This window comes from Colwellia ponticola, assembly GCF_005885605.1.
GTDB classification, from domain to species: Bacteria; Pseudomonadota; Gammaproteobacteria; order Enterobacterales; family Alteromonadaceae; genus Colwellia; species Colwellia ponticola.
In genome coordinates, this window is the sequence record NZ_SZVP01000003.1 from 47,927 (window position 1) to 66,836 (window position 18,910).

The following is an 18,910-nucleotide window of genomic DNA, read 5'->3' on the forward strand; positions in this document are numbered from 1 at the left end:
CTCCATTTGTTGAGTTTAGTGTAGTGGTATGGGCTTTTACAAGCCCGCTCGTTTAGGGGCAGCGTAATTGACAGCTATTCCTTGGTTATTTTTTTGGCTGATTGCACCAAACCACTAATCAACTCCATTGGTAAGGGGAAGATAATGGTCGAATTTTTTTCACCAGCAATTTCGGTTAAGGTTTGTAAATAACGTAACATGATGGCGTCAGGTTCTTTAGCCAGTTGCTTTGCCGCCTGTGTTAAGTGAGTTGATGCCTCCATCTCACCAGTAGCATGAATAACTTTTGCTCTTCGGGTACGCTCAGCTTCAGCTTGTTTGGCAATGGCACGGATCATACTTTCATTTAAATCAACGTGTTTAATTTCAACATTCGATACCTTTATGCCCCAACTGTCGGTTCTAACATCTAAAATACTTTGAATATCAGTATTTAACATATCTCTATTGGCTAGCATTTCGTCTAACTCATGTTGTCCTAATACCGACCGCAAGGTAGTTTGTGCAAGCTGAGACGTTGCTTGTAAATAATTTTCGACATTAATAATCGCTTTTTGCGGATCAATGACGCGAAAATAGATAACCGCATTGACTTTTACCGAGACATTATCGCGACTGATAACATCTTGGCTAGGAACATCCATCACCACAATGCGTAAATCTACTTTCACCATTTGTTGTATAAAAGGAATAACGATAATAAAGCCAGGCCCTTTAACTTTATAAAATCGGCCAAGTAAAAAGATCACTCCTCGCTCATATTCTCGTAAAATTCGAAAAGCAATCAAAAATAATGCCAATACTAACAATATGATTGAACCCGTGAATAATTCCGTGCTACCAAAAAGTTGTGTCATTATTTTACTCCGTATCTTGGCTGTAAGTGGTTGTTGCTGGTGCTAAAACTAGCGTTAAGCCATTAATGGCTTGTACCTGCACTTGTTGATGCTTTATCAATGCTTGTGTGCTACTCGCAGCCCAACGTTCACCATTAAAAAGTACATAGCCGGCCCCAATGAAATCATCCTCTACGCTAACCCAAGCATTAATGATTTCTTCTTGACCACTGACAATTTTATTTTTTTTGGCTCGGTAGATGATCCCTAAGGCAAACACAATAAACCCGGCGGTGACTAACGTAAAACTGGCAATGATTGGTAGCGATACTTTAAATTGCTCAAGGTTAGTGTCGAATAAAAATATCGATCCTAGGGTGAAGGCACTGATACCACCGATACCAAAAACACCAAAACTTGGCATGAGTGATTCCATCACCAATAGCACAATACCTAATAACAGTAGTGCCGCACCGGCAACATTTAGCGGTAATAATTGCAGGGCATATAGGGCGATAAGCAAAGAGGTACCGCCGATAATCCCAGCGATACCAATACCAGGGCTGTAAAATTCAAGTAGTAAGCCGTAAATACCGAGTAGCATCAGAATATAGGCAATATTAGGGTCTGTAATAGTAGCGATAAATCGGCTGCGCCAGTCTTTATTTTTGTTGATGATACGGGCATTGTGTAACACCAAGTCAATATTTTTTTGCTGTACTGATACGCGCATACCATCGAGTTTCTGTAACAGCACTTGTGGTGATTCGGCGATTAAGGTGATGACATTTTCGGCTAATGCTTCTGTTGCCGTTAATGTCGCAGCCTCGGTTACCGCTTTTTCCGCCCAAAGTTCATTACGCGAACGTAACTGCGCTAGTGAGCGAATATAGGCAATAGCATCATTTAATACTTTCTTTTCCATCGCCGACGGCGTGCTTTTTGCTGTTTTATCGTCAGCTGAGGGTGTCATCGGCGAGGCAATATTTACCGGTGTTGCTGCACCTATTGTGGTCGCAGGCGCCATAGCAGCAATCGGGCAAGCATACAGTAAATAGGTGCCCGCACTCGCTGCTCTTGCACCGGGGGGGTAAACTAAACAAGCAATGGGAATATGAGAGTTTACAATACTTTTATTAATATCACGTAGGCTGGCACTTAAACCGCCAGGGGTGTCGAGTGTAATAATAATTAATGGTATGTTACTTTGGCCATTGGCTAACTTTATTTCTCGCACTACAAAATCATTGATGGCGGGCCCAATTGCGCCTTTGATCGCTAATAATGGCACCTCTAATGAAGTCGCCTTAAGGGGAGTGGCTTGTTGTGCTGAGGCGATTAATGGCTGAATTAAGGGGGATTCTGCAGACATTACTGGGTATGCTGTGAATACAGCGCTAAATAATAGACATAATACTTTTAATAATTTACACATAACACTCCCACGTGTTGCTCAGTTATTAGTCTAGTTATAGTTGGTCAATAACTCTAGTTGCGCATAGGGTCAAATAGACTTTTTCTATCATTGAACAATAAAAGTAATAATATTCGAGTGTTCAGGTATTGGGTAAACGAGATTTTTTATACTTCTGCAGCATCAGGTTAAACTTCATCGTCAAGTGAAAGCACTTATTATGGGTGGCCTGATAATGGGCCCTTCTATATATGCCACTTGAGTAAATGTTTTATGAGTATCTAAGCCAATGAAAACTATGTTATGTTTTATCATGCTAGCCGCTTTATTATATTGTTGACACATAGAGTATGGCTCTGGTTTGTAAAACTACCCCATGTATAGAGGCTAGCACCTCGCGGGGAGTCATTGTGTCTAGGGCGCCCGTATTGTTCAGGTTTAGGAGCTAAATTGAAAAACACACAAATAATTTGGGTCGATTATATCCGCGCTATTGCGTGTTTTATGGTCGTTTTTCTACATTCAGCTGCTCCGTTACTTAATAAGTACAATGAATTACCATTGAATTACTGGTTTATCGGGAATGTTTATGATTCTCTGGTGAGAGTCTGTGTGCCTTTGTTTTTTATGGTTTCAGGATTTTTATTACTACAAAAAGATGAAGCTTTACCTTTGTATTTTTCTAAACGATTTAGTAAGTTGTTTATCCCGATAGTATTTTGGTCTCTATTTTTTGTATTATGGCGTAGTTTTATTGAAAATGACTCCCCACTCACGTTTTGGCATTTATACAGTTTAGTCTTAATTCCTAGTTATTATCATCTCTGGTTTTTGTATGCTCTGATTGGGCTATATTTATTTGTGCCGATTTTAAGGAAAATCACAAACTCTGCGGATAATAAACTCCTAATTTATTACTGTATCATTTGGTTTTTAGCCGTATCAATAATACCTTTCATTGAAAAAGTTAGTGGTATTGATAGTAAAATAGATTTAAATTCTATATCGGGTTTTATAGGCTATTTTGTCTTAGGATTTTTATTAGGTAAAAAAGAGGTATCAACAAAGGTATTTATAATTTCATGTATTTTGTACCTGTCACTTGTTTCTGTGACTGTTATAGGTACTTATTATTTGACAATGAAAAATGAAGGTGTTTTTTCAGGGTATTTGTACTCTTACTTAGCCCCTAATACAGTTCTTGCCGCTGGTTCCTGTTTTATTTTAATAAAATACCTCGCAATTAATAGTAAGTTATTTCAGATGATTTCAATTAGTAAAATCATTAAGATTATAAGTTCTTGTAGTTTTGGGATCTATTTAGTTCACCCTGTATTTCTTTATTTGTTCAAGAATGGAGATCTAGGGTTTCAATTGTCAGCATTTTCAGGTGATCCGTTATTGTATATTCCATTAACATCATTCTTTGTATTTACGTTATCATTTTTCATCATATTTATAATAAAAAAAATCCCCGTACTAAAACTAATAGCGCCCTAGCCAAAAATACCAGAAATCAACAAAGACACATAACAATTAGCTACCTTTCGGTTCGCTACACAATTTATCAAGCCACCCATGATAATAACAATGTCACACTTAAGTTGTCTATTTGACAAACTTAAGTGTGACATTGAGCACTTTATTATGGGTGGCCAGATAATTTCTGATACTTCTTACAAGGCTCTTGCGGTAGTCATTTATTACCTTTTTCTCATAACTCAATTGAGATATTGTCAGGTGACTTGATAAACGCCATATGATCAAAGCTTTTACCGCTACTATAGTCTTCGTTGATTCACATCAACAAACAACGATATTTTATCTATATGTTTATCTTGTCATGGTATAACTAGGTAGACTGTGGCTTCTACCTTATTTATTGAATAGGATGTTTATTAATATGTTTCGTCTGTTAACTATAAAAACAAAATTGATGTTAATTATTGCAGTTGCGATACTGGCGGTTATTAGCAGTAAAACCGTTAGTTTGAATGATCTTTGGACCAGTTTGAATGACAATAAGCGAAGTGAGTTGAAAAATATTACAGAGGTTGCTTATTCAATTATTACTGAACAAGACGCTCTGGTAAAACAAAACAAGATTTCACTAGCGCAAGCTCAGCTTAATGCTAAAAAGTCTATCGCGGCATTAACTTATGGTAAAGGTGAATACTTTTTCTTATTTGATCAGCAATATAATATGGTTATGCACCCTAGAGACGCCTCACTAGAAAAAAGCTCACAAGAGAATCTTGTCGGCGCTAATGGTGTGCCGTTTTTTAAGAATATGATCGATGAGTCTGTGCAATCAGGCGAAAGCTTTGTTAATTATGTTTGGCCTAGAGCTGGAGAAAGTGAACCGGTTAGTAAAACATCGTATGGTAAATTTTATGCTCCTTGGGGTTGGGGCGTCGCAACTGGGCTTTATACCGATGATATTGATGCGTTATATTTAGATGAGTTAAAAGCCGCAGGTGTGTCAACTTTCGTGGTACTACTGGTGCTTATTGGCTGTGTTTATAAAGTATCGTCTTCGATTATTGAACCGTTAGAGACTATAGAAAACCAATTGATTTTGATTTCTGAGACCAAGGATTTGAGTCTTAGAGCCTCTGCTGAGGGTAAAGATGAACTTGCTGATATGGGCAGAGCATTAAACTCAATGTTAGATAGTTTTAATAATACCCTGGCTGAAATGCTTTCTGCGGCGCATCAAGTAGCCAGTTCATCAACTGAATTATCGGCGACAACCAACCAAACGTTAATGAGCTTGGAATCACAAAAAAGTGAAACGCTACAAGTGGCCAGTGCGATGACACAAATGTCAGCCACAGTACATGAAGTAGCCAATAATACCAGTGAAGCGGCACAAGCGACCCATGGTGCTTCAAATGCAACCAATACGGGTAAGTCAGTGTTGTTAGTAACTAAGCAGTCAGTACAAGACTTGGTAGGTAAGTTAAACTCCGCAGAGTCGTTAATTTATAACTTAGAAAAACAAACGGCTAATATTTCTTCAATTTTGACCGTTATTAGCGGGATTGCTGAGCAAACTAACTTACTGGCCTTAAATGCTGCTATTGAAGCCGCTAGAGCCGGTGAGCAAGGACGTGGTTTTGCGGTAGTTGCCGATGAGGTACGCAGTTTATCATCACGTACCCATGAGTCGACTAACGAAATTCATCAAGTGATCAGTGAACTGCAAGCGGGCTCTTTATCTGCGGTAAAAGCGATGAAAGAAAGTAAACAGGCGGCTGATTTAGTTGAAGAACAAACCAATGAAGCAGAACAAGCCTTGGCTAATATATTGACCGCGGTAGAACACATTGATGCCATGGCTAGTCAAATAGCGGTTGCTTCAGAGCAGCAATCATCGGTAGCAGAAGAGGTAAATCGCAATATAAACAATATCAGTCAAATCTCTGAGGAAACGGCCACGGGTGGTGAACAAACCGCGATAGCAAGTGAAGAGTTAGCTCAGCTTGCGACGAGGATGACGGATAACATTCAACAGTTTACCTTATCAGCAAAACACGCGTAAATTGAGGGACTAGAATTAAGCGAATATCACCTCGCTTAATCGCTATAATTTATCATGCCACCCATGATAATAACATGACAATTTATCATGCCACCCATGATAATAACAAATAACAATGTCATGCTAATTTATCATGCCACCCATGATAATAACAATTTATCATGCCACCCATGATAATAACAAATAACAATGTCACACTTAAGTTGTCTATTTGACAAATTTAACCGCTTATTGAGTACCTTATTATGGCTGGCATGATAAGTTTTAGGCCCGATAAGTTTTCAAGTTGCCATAAGTTCTGTAAGTTAATCTAAAGCTGATGTATTAGGTAGTGGTACTTTCATGACTTTACTGGTAATAACTCCTGAGACCATTGCTCCTGAGACATTTAATGAAGTGCGAGCCATATCAATTAATGGTTCTATTGAGATAAGTAAAGCGACTATTTCTATAGGCAGCCCCATGGTTGGTAGTACGACTAATGCCGCAAAAGTAGCACCGCCACCGACGCCTGCAATGCCAAAAGAGCTGATCACAACGATACCAACTAAGGGTAATATAAACTCTATCGTGATTGGGTCAATACCAACGCTAGGCGCAACCATCATAGCAAGCATAGCAGGATAAATACCAGCACAACCATTTTGACCTATGGTTGCGCCAAAAGATGCTGATAAATTAGCAATAGCTGGTGGTACCTTAAGTTGATTAACTTGTACGTCAATATTCATTGGGATTGAAGCGGCTGAACTGCGTGAAGTAAACGCAAAAGTTAACACTGGCCAAATTTTAATAAAGTATTCTTTTGGGTTAACCCCGACTAGGCTCAATAATATGCCGTGCACAATAAACATGAGCAAAATAGCAACATAAGAGGCGACAATAAACGAGAGTAAGTTAAGAATATCGTTACCACTTGAATTGGCAACGACATTTGTCATTAGTCCAGCTACACCATAAGGCGTTAGGGCTATAACCATTTTAACCAAATTCATTATTGTCGCTTGTAAAGCATTTACACCCGTACGAATAGGTGCTGCAAGTTCACTGCGCTCAAGCATTACTTTACGGGCGGCTATGCCAACTAAAACCCCAAAAATAACTACCGCAATAATTGAAGTTGAACGTTGATTACTTAAGTCGGCAAATGGGTTTTCTGGAATAAAACTGAGCAGCATTTGTGGTACTGTCAAATCGGCAACGGTAGCTGCTTTATTTTGTATAGTAGACATTTGTGCTGTTTCACGCGTACCCGCCACTAAGGTATCTATACTCAAATCAAAACCATAGGTTACAGCGATCCCAACCAATGCTGATATGGCGGTGGTGATCAACAAAATAGAAATACTGACAAATGAAATCTTACCCAACGAACCCTGGTCTTCAAGTTTGACTACCGCAGCAATCATAAACACCAGTACCAAGGGCATAATAACCATTTTCAAAAGACTAACATAGCCTTTGCCAACAACGGAAACCCAATTTAAAACCTCTTGGGCAGCTTGTGATTGTTCAGCAAATACAAACTGTAAGACTAAACCAAATACACTACCGACGATAAGGCCGAAGAGCACAGTGCGTGATAAGGTTTTACTTTTTTTTGAAAAAAGATAGATAGAGAAAAGTAAGCCTGCAAATAAAGCGAGCATTAATAATACAGCGATCGACATAGTACCTTCTTGGGAAGCTGTGATTTAGCGCGGCACTCTAACGCATAGTACTTATTTAATAAAGCACGCTTGCACTATGGCTTAGACGAAATTGATACATCTTATTCCCTCTGAGAATTTTACCGATTTAGTCTCATAATTTAGACTAAAATATGGAATTTAGTATGCTAATTTAGTATGCTAATTTAGTATGCTAATTTAGAATTTAGTATGCCACCCATGATAAAAACTCGTCACAATTTAGTATGCCACCCATGATAAAAACTCGTCACAATAACACACTGCTGTTGTCTATTTTGCCAAGTTCACCGCTTATTGAGTGAGGTTTTGACTCAACAACGCCTTTTGTCCGATAAATTGTCCGATAAGCTGACTAAATTATTGAATTTTACTCGTAGAGAGATTGTTACGGATAACGTAACCTTAAATTGGCTAACATTAATAAAGAGAGTTATGCGAGCGTTATGCGCTATTCAAGCAGGCTTTAGCATTCGCTATGCCATGAGTGCGCTGCAGACCCACATGCGCACTAAATTCACATAAGTGCTCGACAGTACCTACTAATTTAGTATGCCACCCATGATAAAAACTCGTCACAATAACACACTGCTGTTGTCTATTTTGCCAAGTTTACCGCTTATTGAGTGAGGTTTTGACTCAACAACGCCTTTTGTCCGATAAATTGTCCGATAAGCTGACTAAATTATTGAATTTTACTCGTAGAGAGATTGTTACGGATAACGTAACCTTAAATTGGCTAACATTAATAAAGAGAGTTATGCGAGCGTTATGCGAGCGTTATGCGCTATTCAAGCAGGCTTTAGCATTCGCTATGCCATGAGTGCGCTGCAGACCCACATGCGCACTAAATTCACATAAGTGCTCGACAGTACCTACCGCACCAGTGAAGATAGCTTCAAAATCATTGGTTAATTTTAACCAACTTTCATCACTGAGGTGAAGTCTGCTTAGAATATCGGTTACCTCTGCATTGATTACGCCGCGTTTATCTTCGCTAAGTACTCGCCCTGTTTCATCAACCAGTGTTAAATAGTCTTGTAAACTAAAACAAATACCCTTGCCTTGGGTTTGATGTGCATTACCAACAAAGGGAAATAACCTTGCTGGTTGCTCGCCTTTAATGGCGGCTTTGATACGCAATTGAATACTGGTGAAATCAGATTGCTCAGGCGTCGGCGCAATCGCTGCCCGTACTGGGTTTAAATCAACATAAGCCATACACGATAATAACGCCCCTTCATCGAGCAGTGCTTGGGATGTAAAGCGCCCTTCCCAAAAGTGCCCTGTACAGTTGTCTTCTCGGTTCGCTTGGCGTGCTATCGGCTCATTGAGTGAGCGCATAAACCAGCTGATATCAATTAACCGATGTTTGTAAACCTTCGCGGTGCTTTCAACTATGGCGAGTTGAAACTTATCAAGGGGTTGTTTTTTAGCATATTGTTGGGTGAGTAATGTGCCTTTAAATAACTGATGCCAGCGCATTAACACCTCATCAGTTGACCAGCGCTTCACTTGCTCACTATCAACATGCAACACTAAATGTAAATGATTATGCATCACCGCATGAGCACAAATATCGATAGCAAAGACTTGAGATAATTGAAACAGTCGCTTTTCAATCCAGCTACGCCTGTGTTCAAAACTGACACCCGTCTCCTTATCTACCCCACATAAAAACGCCTTACGTACCGTGCGACTGCAAAGATGATAATAAGGCGTATCCAATAAACTAATTTGTTGTGAACGAGGCTTCGCCATGACAATCACCAAACTAAGTGAGAAAAGGTAAAGTAAGTCTAGTGCATTGAGTGAAATATAGACAGGTTGTTATGGGTGGCATGATAAAAAGGTGGCATGATAAAAAGGCATTATTGGTATCTAAGTTAATTAAAAGCCTGTTATATCTTATAATATCAGGCTATTTTATATAGAAGTCATTGTCTAAGCATTAGGGGTATCTCTTGAAAATCATATCATTAATCATCGTTTTTTTTCTGCTAACGGGCTGTTTAGGTATGCCAAATTCTGTAAAGCCAATATCTAATTTTGACGTCAATAAATATAAAGGTAAATGGTATGAGATTGCACGACTTGACCATTCTTTTGAAAGAGGCTTGAGTCGAGTGACTGCTCAATACACAGTAAAAGATGATGGCAGTGTTTTAGTGATAAATCGGGGCTTTTCTGATAATGAAAATAAATGGACAGAAGCAGAGGGTAAAGCTTATTTTGTCAATGAAAATACCGAAGGGTATTTAAAAGTTTCGTTCTTTGGGCCTTTTTACGGTTCATATGTTATTTTTGAACTAGAACGCGAAAATTATCAATACGCCTTTGTTTCAGGGCCTAATGTAGATTATCTTTGGCTATTATCCAAAACACCTACCGTAAAACCAGAAATCATTGAAAAGTTTATACTTATGTCAAAAGAACGTGGCTTTAATACAAACAACCTAATATTTGTATCGCAAAAATAAGACCTAACATATCGTTAAAAAGTACAAATAACAGTTGATTTTTATGCTGCGTTTATTTTAATCAACTGTTATTTTTCTTCGTAGAACGCATGACATCCTGTTCTAGCTATTTTCCAACAGAGCTTACTATGACTGACCTAATCTGTTTTTACGGCGTAACGGCAGGATAAACATAACTCGCATCAAGTCCAAGCGGTATACCAAGTGCCCAGTAGCCTAATAAAAATAAGCTCCAGCCAATCATAAAGGCGATTGAATACGGTAGCATAATGGCAATTAAAGTGCCTATGCCAGTATCTTTCACATATTTTTGACAGTAAACAACCACTAACGGGAAATATGGCATTAACGGCGTAATAATATTAGAGCTAGAATCACCAACACGATAAGCCGCTTGGCTTAAATCTGGCGAAATACCTAGTTGCATTAGCATAGGCACAAATATTGGACCAAGCAATGCCCACTTAGCTGAACTTGAGCCAACAAACAAGTTAACAAAGCCCGTCAAAAAGATAATACCAACCACAGTTACTGCACTGGGTAACGCCATTGCTTTTAATAACTGCGCGCCTTCAATCGCTAATAATGCACCTAAGTTTGATTTGCTAAATGCGGCAATAAATAATGAACAGAAAAAAGCCATCACAATATAATAAGCCATGCCTCCCATTGCTTTACTCATGGCATCTATCATGTCTTTAGAGCTTTTAAAGGTGCCTATTGTAAAGCCGTATACTGCCCCAGGTATCCAAAAAAGTAAGAAGATTAACGGCACGATAGATTGCATTAATGGCGAGCTAAAGTTAGTTAACGAACCGTCACTGCTCCTTAATGCTGAATCACTTGGCACTGATACATAAGCCAGTAAAACAAGACCAGCAATCATAACCGTACTGGCAATGATAAAGGCACGTTTTTCGTCGCTACGGGCATCTTCAAATGCTGGTAGGTCTTCTTTAGTGCCATCTACAGCTGTTTTTTGTAACCGTGGCTCAATAATTTTATCGGTAATATACCAACCAAGCAGCACAATGAATAAGCTAGAGGCTGAGGTAAACGCCCAGTTATTTAACGGGTTAACCGTCATGGTAGGATTAATTATTTGTGCCGCGCTTTGGGTAAAGCTTTGCAATAATGGGTCAATGCCAGAAGGAATAAAATTGGCACCAAAGCCACCACTTACACCCGCAAATGCTGCGGCAATACCTGCTAGCGGATGACGCCCAGCAGCATAAAATATTACCCCTGCTAATGGAATAACTAATACATAACCGGCATCGGTGGCAGTATGACTCATAATAGCCACTAAAATAATAGACGGCGTTAACAGCTTTTTAGGTGTCACTTTAAGCATGAGTTTAAGGCCCGTATTAATAAAGCCCGAATGCTCAGCTACACCAACACCTAGCATAGCCACTAACACCACACCTAAAGGCGCAAAGCCGGTAAATGTTTTTACCATAGAAGATAAAAAACTAGCGAGTGAGTCACTTGCTAGCATATTATTAATAATAATAGCTTCGCCTGTGCGTGGGTCTATGGCATCAAAGCTAACCCCTGAAAACCACCACGACACTACCCAGATTAGTAACATCGCAAATAAAAAGATAATGGCTGGATCGGGTAGTTTATTACCTACCCTTTCAACAAAATTTAAAAATCGCGCAATTAACCCCATAGGCAATGTCGGTTCATTATGAGTCATTATTTAACAGTCTCTATATTCATTTTTACTTACAATATAGCATCCTTAGCTAACAGTAAATTGAGCGCTTATTACTTTACGTTTAAATCACCAAAAAGTACGTTGAATAGTGTCTAGCTACTCTATGCAAAGACTATGTAACCAATAATATTAACGACAAGTAAGTCATATATTGCCTAATAAATTATTTACTGCTATTACATTATGATATAAAAACTACTCATTACTTTACAACGAAGGTGTAACTATGAATCCTCGACAACCCGATCATATCCCTCAAGACGCGTTCGATTGGTATGATGAATATGCACATGGGCTAATGGACCGACGCACTTTTATGAGAAAGCTCGCTGGCTTGGCTACTCTTGGTTTTACGATGAGTGCCTTAACCTCTGCTTTATTGCCTAATTATGCCTTGGCAGAGCAGGTATCGTTTAATGATGAAGATATAAAAGCAACCTATGAAGAGTTTGATTCACCTAATGGACACGGCAAAGGCAGAGGTTATCTCGTTGTACCTAGCAATGTAGACACTACTCTTCCTGTTGTACTGGTCATACACGAAAATCGTGGGCTAAACCCATATGTTAAAGACGTTGCAAGACGTTTAGCTAAAAAGGGCTTTATCGCCTTTGCACCTGATGCGTTATTTTCTTTAGGGGGTTACCCAGGGAACGACGATGAAGGACGCGCGATGCAAAAAACGATGGATAAAGCTAAAATACAAAACGACTTTTTAGCCGCCGCACACTTTTTAAAGACGCATGCTAATAGCAACGGAAAATTAGGTGCCGTTGGCTTTTGTTTTGGTGGTTATATGGTTAATTACTTAGCGGCGGTTGATGCAAACCTTCTTAGTGCTGGTGTGCCGTTTTATGGTACGCCTGCCAGTAAAAGCTTGCGTAAAAATATTAAAGCCCCCCTGATGATACAACTAGGCGAGCTAGATAAACGTGTTAACGATTCATGGCCTGAATACGAGCAAGACTTAAAAGCCAACAATGTCGAATATATAATGCACATGTACAAGGGCGCTAACCATGGTTTTCATAATGATTCAACCGCTCGATATGATGAAAAAAATGCAGAGCTCGCTTGGCAACGCACCATTGCATTTTTTAATAAAAACTTAACTTAGTGTAGAATGCAAGTTGACTACTCTTGAAATGCCAACATACCGACTAGGGTAATAGAGTCTTTGAGGAGAAAAAACAATGAGGCTCTGCTGATGCCTCACACTATAAAACTAACACTGAGAGTATTATAAATGAAATTTTTACTTTTTTTGGGCACAGTACGTGATAGTACGCCCCCCAAACCTGCCAGACTTGGCTTGCGAGTATCGAGTGCCTGTATTGAGTGTTTAACTCATCTATATGATGGCGAACATGAATTTGAGTTAATTGACGCTTTAGACTACCCATTAGAGCCGGTATTTAAACCACACTTTTCTTACCCTCAAAATAAAGCCCCATTAGCGCTTGATGCGTTAGCAAAAAAAATTAAGTCTAGTGATGGCTTTATTATGATTAGTCCAGAATATAATCATTCCATAAGCCCTGCCCTAACTAACCTGTTAAATCATTTTGGTAGTTCGTTGTTTTCTTACAAACCCAGTGCCATAGTAACCTACTCTGCGGGTCAATGGGGTGGCATGCGTGCTGCTGTGGGTATGCGAACATTTCTTTCCGAGCTTGGCTGCCTTCCGGTATCGGCGATGATTCATGTGCCTAAAGCGCAAGAAGTCTTTACCGACAATGGTTCAATGCAAGTAAATGAAGATCAAGCCTCTTGGTTTGATTACTTTGGTCGAGCTTTCAATCAGATGGTTTGGTGGGCTCAGGCCACGAGTGAGCATAAGAAGAAGATTGATCCTCATACTCTAGTTAGAGATTTTAAAATAACGCCCTCGGATCGAAATGCGCCTTAGTAGCTTATTAGCACAGTCGATGGTATCTGGGCAGGAATTGGTGCGATAGGCGTGACAATATTGAGCATGTTTCTTTTTGATGAATCAAAAGACCTATTAAACATCTTATGTTTACTGTTAATAGTTTCAGGTACTGTTGGGGTAGAATTAGTGTCTGCCTTAACCACGAGTTCATAACAAAGTTTAACAAGACAAAAAAGTGACTTTCTGTCATTCTACTTTAAGCTATTGCTTTTATTCAAGTTTGGCTTTTGTGTAGGTTTTAGTTTTAGTGCGGCTCATTTTTATAGCAAACGAATTAATCTCAGTGTTAATGATTACAATTATTTAAGGAAAATTAGTGCAACTAGTTATTGGTGTTATTTTACTCGCGTTAAGTATATTTCTGTTTTTTATCAACTCCCCTGCTATTGGGGGCTTTGTGTTTTTTATCGCCTTAGGTGTGTTACGTGGGTACCGACGAGGTAAGTATTTTCATTTGTTAGGTGGTCGCTCAAGCGATGGCGATTGTTGCAGTTAATGCACACTATCAGTGATCAATAATAACGTTATGTTAAAGGGAAATTTATCGTGCATTTAAATAAAAGCAGCGCCATCATTCTCGGTCTGTGTTTAGTGATTGGCCTATCTTCTTTGGGCTATTTACTGGCTAATGCCGCTATTAGTGTTAAAGAATATGAGCGAACCGTTACCGTTAAGGGCTTATCTGAACGAGAATACAAAGCAGATATTGTTATTTGGCCTATTCAATTTAGTACTGCAAGTAATAATCTTGAACAGATGTATCAATCTATTGATAGTAACACGCAAAAAATCAAAAGTTTTTTGATTAGTGAAGGCATTGAAGCAACAGCAATATCGTATTCTTCTCCTGCCATTACAGACAAATCGGCGCAACAATATGGTAGCCAAAGCAGAGCTGAGTTTAGGTATACTGCCTCACAAACCGTTACTGTTTATTCAAAAAATATTAACGCGGTACGCGCGGTAATGGGGAAAATGTCAAGTTTAGGTAAGCAAGGTATCGTGTTTACGGGTGATAATTACCAATCACAAATTGAGTATATTTTTGCTCGTTTAAATGAAGTAAAACCTAAAATGATTGAAGAAGCGACTCGAAAAGCGCGTGAGGTTGCAGAGAAGTTTGCCGAAGATTCTAAAAGTGTATTAGGTAAAATAAAATCGGCGTCTCAAGGCCAGTTTAGTATTAATGCCCGAGACAAAAACAATCCACATATTAAAAAAGTAAGAGTGGTATCAACTGTTGCTTATTACCTTTCAGATTAACACCATAAAAAGAGTTGCTTTGGTCATTACTCGCTAAAGCATACTCAAGGTAGCGCTTGCAGTGACTTGAGTATCACTTTTAGGCGCGCTATTTTTTCGGAGCACTATTGTGGCGACTAAGCAAGAAATTGAAGACTTTATCAAAACAGACTTTCCTCAAGCTAAGTGCACTATTGATGCTATTGGTAAGCAGTCGGCAACAATAAGGCATGCTATAGGGTTTGACGAGTTAAGGCCAGGAGGCACTGTGTCTGGCCCTACGTTAATGACCATTGCAGATTGTGCTTTATACATTGCTATTTTAGGTGAAATAGGCATTGTTTCACAAACCGTTACCACAAGCTTAACCATTAACTTTATGAGAAAACCTTCAGCAAAAAAAGATATTATTGCCCACTGTAATCTACTCAAAGTGGGTAAAAAACTCGCTGTTGGTGAAGTATCCTTGTATTCTGCAGGAGATGATAAGCCTGTCGCTCACGTAGTAGGTACCTACTCTATCCCTCAAGACTAACAAGCTCATTAACGTATTACCATGCGCACAATGTATGCTACAGTGATTAAGTATATTAGCTCAGTACATTCTCAACGTATTATTGACACAAAAGTAAGTTATACCAACGGATTAATTAATCCGAGTTATCTTATAAAATGATGGAGAGTTATTATGTCTAATCCAGTACGTGCATCCGACACACCTTATGCAGTAGAGGTAGAAGCAGGTAAAAAATACGCATGGTGTTCTTGTGGTGAAAGTAAAAAACAACCTTTTTGCGATGGTTCTCATAAAGGGTCTGATTTTTCACCGGTAAGATTTACCGCTACAGAATCTAAAAAAGTCTACTTTTGTGGCTGTAAGTCAACGGCTTCGCAACCTTTGTGTGATGGTAGTCATCAATCGGCATGATAAAGTCCTGAATGGCAATAACTCGTTGTTGTCATTCAATTAACCATTATTTTTCACTAACACTATTGAGCGTAGTTTAACGCTGTTAAGCGCTATATTTATATAGCCAAAATAAATCAACAAGAGAACGATCCCCTATGGAGTTTTACCTCACTATTTTATTATTTGCCGCATCAACCACTATAACGCCTGGTCCGAATAATATCATGATAATGGCTTCAGGGCTAAATTACGGTATTAAAAATAGTACGCCACATTTATTAGGTATTTGCTTTGGCTTTCCTGCCATGGTTATTCTCGTTGGTTTAGGTTTTAGCGTTATTTTTGAAAAATACCCATTATTGCATGAAATAATCAAAGTACTCGGTGTTATCTATTTGCTCTATTTAGCCTGGCTTATTGCCGCGTCTTCACCTTCCTCGCTAGACAGTAAAAAAGCACAACCCTTAAGCTTTATCCAGGCAGCATTTTTTCAATGGGTTAACCCTAAAGCATGGGTTATGGCAACCGGTGCGGTGTCTGCTTATACTTCGGTGTCAGCTGATGTTTTTATGCAAGTGAGTTACATTGCCTTAGCTTTTTTTATTGTTGCTTTTCCTTGTGTGGGTATGTGGCTTTATTTTGGTGCTAGTCTTAAAAAGTATCTTAAATCGAGCAAACATCAAAAAGTATTTAATTTAACCATGGCTTTGTTATTATTTTTATCAGTACTCCCCGTATTACAAGAGTTAGTTATTCACTATATTCACTAAAAATTAAGCACATTAAACACAAACTAACAGTAGGTTACAATAACTAACAAAAAAATAATGAGTGTAATTTGGCAAGCAAAATCTTTCATGATAAATTAACCACTCTTTTAGTTAATGCCTTTGCTCCTGCCGGCTATATACTCACTAAACTGGTTGAAGTTGATGTAATTCCTCAAAATTCAGCCTATGACGCATTGTCTTTTGCGCTCAATAATAAAAATATCGTTTATCGTAAAGCTAAGCAGACGCCAGATAGACCTGGCGCTTTTTTAACGCTTTGGCAGCGTCCGCTTTTAACGGCGCACAATACCATTAACAAACCTGTACCATTAGCTGATACCGATCTCGATTACTTATTTATTAAAGTAGAATTACCTAGCCCGAGTCCAGTAAATCAAGGGCTACTTGATGATGGTCAATACGATAACAAACCATATGGCTTATTTATTTTTCCTGTGACATTATTAATTGAAAAAGGCATTGTAGACTCAAATAAAAGGAAAGGAAAAACAGCATTTAGAGTTTTTCCGCCGTGGAGTCAAGATCGTGGACGAGTAGGAACTAAGCTTTTATCCAACTCCGCTAAAAAAACACAAGGTTGGCAATTACACTACTTTATCAACATAGATGAACAGGGCTTTATCGATGCCGATAAACTACATAAACTGCTCAAATAAAATGGGCTAGGCAAATAACACACCATAATACTAACAATTTTTACTGCGTTAGCGACCTTAACATTATAGGAAAATAGCCATGTTTAAAAAAGCAGATGGTACGTTAACCATACCGACAATTATTTTTACAGGATTACTACTAGCAACCCCAATAACAGCGTTAGCATCCTCTGGTTGTGAAGTCTTAAAAGGCTGTAAAAAGAAGTTCTGTGAAATAGAAAAGCAACTAAATATCGCAACGCAAGCAGACCAAAGCGATAAAGTGGCTGGTTTAACAAAAGCCTTAAAAGAAGCAAAAAGTCACTGTACTAATAAAGGCATTAGGGAAGAGTTAATCGAAGAGATTGAAGAAGAAAGAAAAGAAATCCTTGACGATGAAAAAGACCTTAGGCGAGCACAGAAAGATAATAAAGCAGATAAGGTTCGCAAGTACCAAGAAAAAATTAATCAAAAGACAAACAGAGTAATGCAGCTGGAAAGTGAATTGTCTGCTTTGGATTAAGGGTAATGTTAGGCTCAGTTCACTTAACAAAGCTAACTAATTCCCATAAAACTAACTTATTACTCCCTTGGGTATTCCTCCTACCATTACAATAACTCGGTTAACAGTGAGACTAGTAAATGACACCAGATGAAAAATTTACCCGTTATGTAAAACGCTCTTTAATAGGGTTTTTCTTAATATTTATCTATTACTTAGTCGCAGATATTTTTTTACCTGTAACACCACAGGCACGGGTGTATCATCCGGTAGTACAAATATCACCACAAATAAGTGGTCAAGTAACCAATGTGCTAGTAAAGAATAATCAAGCGGTACAAGCTGGCGATGTATTCTTTGTTATAGACCAACTCCCTTATAAGTTAGCCGTAGAGCAAGCAAGGTTAATGCTTGATGATGCCGAACTGCAAAATAAACGTTTGGATACCAACATTAAAGCCATTGAAGCAAAAATCAGTGCGGCAAAAGCAATGCAGCATGAACAAACACTTTTAAAACAACGCAGCGAAAAGCTCTATCAACAAAACGCTATATCCGAACAAGTACTTGAAAGTATTCGCGCTAACTTTGAAGTAAGCAAGGCAAATGAAGCTGCCTTAGAGGCGCAACTCGCCGAAGCGGTGTTAGCCCGTGGTGAATTAGGTAAACAAAATTTAGCCATACGCCATGCTGCCAACCAGCTAGCGCAAGCTGAGCTTAATTTATCGTACACCCAGGTACGCGCATTAAGTGACGGCGTTGTTGCTAACTTACAATTACTTGATGGTGCCTATGCCGTTGCCGGTAAACCTTTATTAGCGGTAGTATCAAAAAAAGCCGATTTAATTGCCGACTTTAGAGAAAAATCATTACTTAACATGAAATTGGGTAGCTTAGCTAAGGTAGTATTTGATAGCCGCCCAGGTGAAGTATTTGATGCAAAAATCGTCACTTTTGAAGCTGGGGTTAGCACTGGTCAATTAAACGCTGATGGTTTACTTACGACCCCTGAAACTAGCAATCGCTGGGTACGTGATGCTCAACGTCAACGCATTCATTTAGCGCTACTTGATCATGCAACATTAATTAGCAATATGCCAAGTGGTGCTCGTGCCACGGTGCAGTTATTGCCTGAATCAGTCATTGGTCAGTGGTTTGGTTCGCTGCAAATTAGAGTGATTAGCTGGTTACATTACATTTATTAAGAGA

The 18,910-nt window shown here is 38.8% G+C and carries 19 protein-coding genes; 14 read left to right on the forward strand and 5 right to left on the reverse strand.

What is annotated here, in order from left to right:
• Nucleotides 1-74 precede the first annotated feature (74 nt).
• Nucleotides 75-857 (reverse strand): slipin family protein, encoded by a 783-nt coding sequence (locus tag FCS21_RS04980; protein WP_138621048.1) that lies wholly within the window; start codon nt 855-857, stop codon nt 75-77.
• Nucleotides 858-861: 4 nt separating this feature from the next.
• The gene (locus tag FCS21_RS04985; RefSeq protein WP_246047026.1) at nt 862-2,271 is read right to left on the reverse strand and encodes an NfeD family protein; all 1,410 of its coding nucleotides are present in this window, start codon (nt 2,269-2,271) and stop codon (nt 862-864) included.
• Between the two features lie 429 nt (nt 2,272-2,700).
• Here FCS21_RS04985 and FCS21_RS04990 point away from each other — a divergent pair, with 429 nt between their 5' ends.
• Nucleotides 2,701-3,750, forward strand: a complete 1,050-nt coding sequence (locus tag FCS21_RS04990) for an acyltransferase (RefSeq protein WP_138621050.1) — start codon at nt 2,701-2,703, stop codon at nt 3,748-3,750.
• A gap of 403 nt (nt 3,751-4,153) precedes the next feature.
• Nucleotides 4,154-5,794: a methyl-accepting chemotaxis protein gene (locus FCS21_RS04995; RefSeq protein WP_171035635.1), complete on the forward strand. Its 1,641-nt coding sequence runs from the start codon at nt 4,154-4,156 to the stop codon at nt 5,792-5,794.
• Nucleotides 5,795-6,099: 305 nt separating this feature from the next.
• Here the strand turns inward: FCS21_RS04995 and FCS21_RS05000 are convergent, their stop codons facing one another.
• A complete protein-coding gene (locus FCS21_RS05000) occupies nt 6,100-7,464 on the reverse strand; it encodes an L-cystine transporter (RefSeq protein ID WP_138621054.1) in 1,365 nt (454 codons plus the stop codon).
• A 798-nt stretch (nt 7,465-8,262) separates the two neighbouring features.
• Nucleotides 8,263-9,243 carry a transposase gene (locus FCS21_RS05005; RefSeq protein ID WP_138621056.1) on the reverse strand — a complete coding sequence of 327 codons (981 nt, stop codon included), beginning with the start codon at nt 9,241-9,243 and terminating at the stop codon, nt 8,263-8,265.
• Nucleotides 9,244-9,500: 257 nt separating this feature from the next.
• On the opposite strand from FCS21_RS05005, the gene FCS21_RS05010 reads away from it, so the two are divergent.
• On the forward strand, nt 9,501-9,962 hold the full coding sequence (locus FCS21_RS05010; RefSeq protein WP_371287214.1) for a lipocalin family protein: 462 nt from the start codon (nt 9,501-9,503) through the stop codon (nt 9,960-9,962).
• Between the two features lie 148 nt (nt 9,963-10,110).
• Here the strand turns inward: FCS21_RS05010 and FCS21_RS05015 are convergent, their stop codons facing one another.
• On the reverse strand, nt 10,111-11,667 hold the full coding sequence (locus FCS21_RS05015) for an AbgT family transporter (protein WP_138621060.1): 1,557 nt from the start codon (nt 11,665-11,667) through the stop codon (nt 10,111-10,113).
• A 247-nt stretch (nt 11,668-11,914) separates the two neighbouring features.
• Here FCS21_RS05015 and FCS21_RS05020 point away from each other — a divergent pair, with 247 nt between their 5' ends.
• From FCS21_RS05020 to FCS21_RS05070, 11 genes are all read left to right on the forward strand, one after another.
• A complete protein-coding gene (locus tag FCS21_RS05020; protein WP_138621062.1) occupies nt 11,915-12,805 on the forward strand; it encodes a dienelactone hydrolase family protein in 891 nt (296 codons plus the stop codon).
• Between the two features lie 129 nt (nt 12,806-12,934).
• Nucleotides 12,935-13,597, forward strand: coding sequence for an NADPH-dependent FMN reductase (locus tag FCS21_RS05025; RefSeq protein WP_138621064.1), 663 nt, complete (start codon nt 12,935-12,937; stop codon nt 13,595-13,597).
• Between the two features lie 24 nt (nt 13,598-13,621).
• Nucleotides 13,622-13,774: a DMT family transporter gene (locus FCS21_RS17145; protein WP_371287215.1), complete on the forward strand. Its 153-nt coding sequence runs from the start codon at nt 13,622-13,624 to the stop codon at nt 13,772-13,774.
• A 163-nt stretch (nt 13,775-13,937) separates the two neighbouring features.
• Entirely contained in the window at nt 13,938-14,117 is a 180-nt protein-coding gene (locus FCS21_RS05035) for a hypothetical protein (protein ID WP_138621066.1), read from the forward strand.
• 47 nt (nt 14,118-14,164) lie between these two features.
• A complete protein-coding gene (locus FCS21_RS05040) occupies nt 14,165-14,884 on the forward strand; it encodes an SIMPL domain-containing protein (RefSeq protein WP_138621068.1) in 720 nt (239 codons plus the stop codon).
• 109 nt (nt 14,885-14,993) lie between these two features.
• Nucleotides 14,994-15,398 (forward strand): PaaI family thioesterase, encoded by a 405-nt coding sequence (locus FCS21_RS05045; protein ID WP_138621070.1) that lies wholly within the window; start codon nt 14,994-14,996, stop codon nt 15,396-15,398.
• A gap of 153 nt (nt 15,399-15,551) precedes the next feature.
• Nucleotides 15,552-15,791 (forward strand): CDGSH iron-sulfur domain-containing protein, encoded by a 240-nt coding sequence (locus FCS21_RS05050; protein WP_138621072.1) that lies wholly within the window; start codon nt 15,552-15,554, stop codon nt 15,789-15,791.
• A 137-nt stretch (nt 15,792-15,928) separates the two neighbouring features.
• The gene (locus FCS21_RS05055; RefSeq protein ID WP_138621074.1) at nt 15,929-16,543 is read left to right on the forward strand and encodes a LysE family translocator; all 615 of its coding nucleotides are present in this window, start codon (nt 15,929-15,931) and stop codon (nt 16,541-16,543) included.
• A gap of 68 nt (nt 16,544-16,611) precedes the next feature.
• Nucleotides 16,612-17,220 carry a MepB family protein gene (locus FCS21_RS05060; protein WP_138621076.1) on the forward strand — a complete coding sequence of 203 codons (609 nt, stop codon included), beginning with the start codon at nt 16,612-16,614 and terminating at the stop codon, nt 17,218-17,220.
• 79 nt (nt 17,221-17,299) lie between these two features.
• Complete coding sequence (locus FCS21_RS05065; protein ID WP_138621078.1) at nt 17,300-17,722, forward strand: DUF1090 domain-containing protein; 423 nt, start codon at nt 17,300-17,302, stop codon at nt 17,720-17,722.
• A gap of 119 nt (nt 17,723-17,841) precedes the next feature.
• Nucleotides 17,842-18,906 (forward strand): HlyD family secretion protein, encoded by a 1,065-nt coding sequence (locus FCS21_RS05070; RefSeq protein WP_138621080.1) that lies wholly within the window; start codon nt 17,842-17,844, stop codon nt 18,904-18,906.
• Nucleotides 18,907-18,910: the final 4 nt, after the last annotated feature.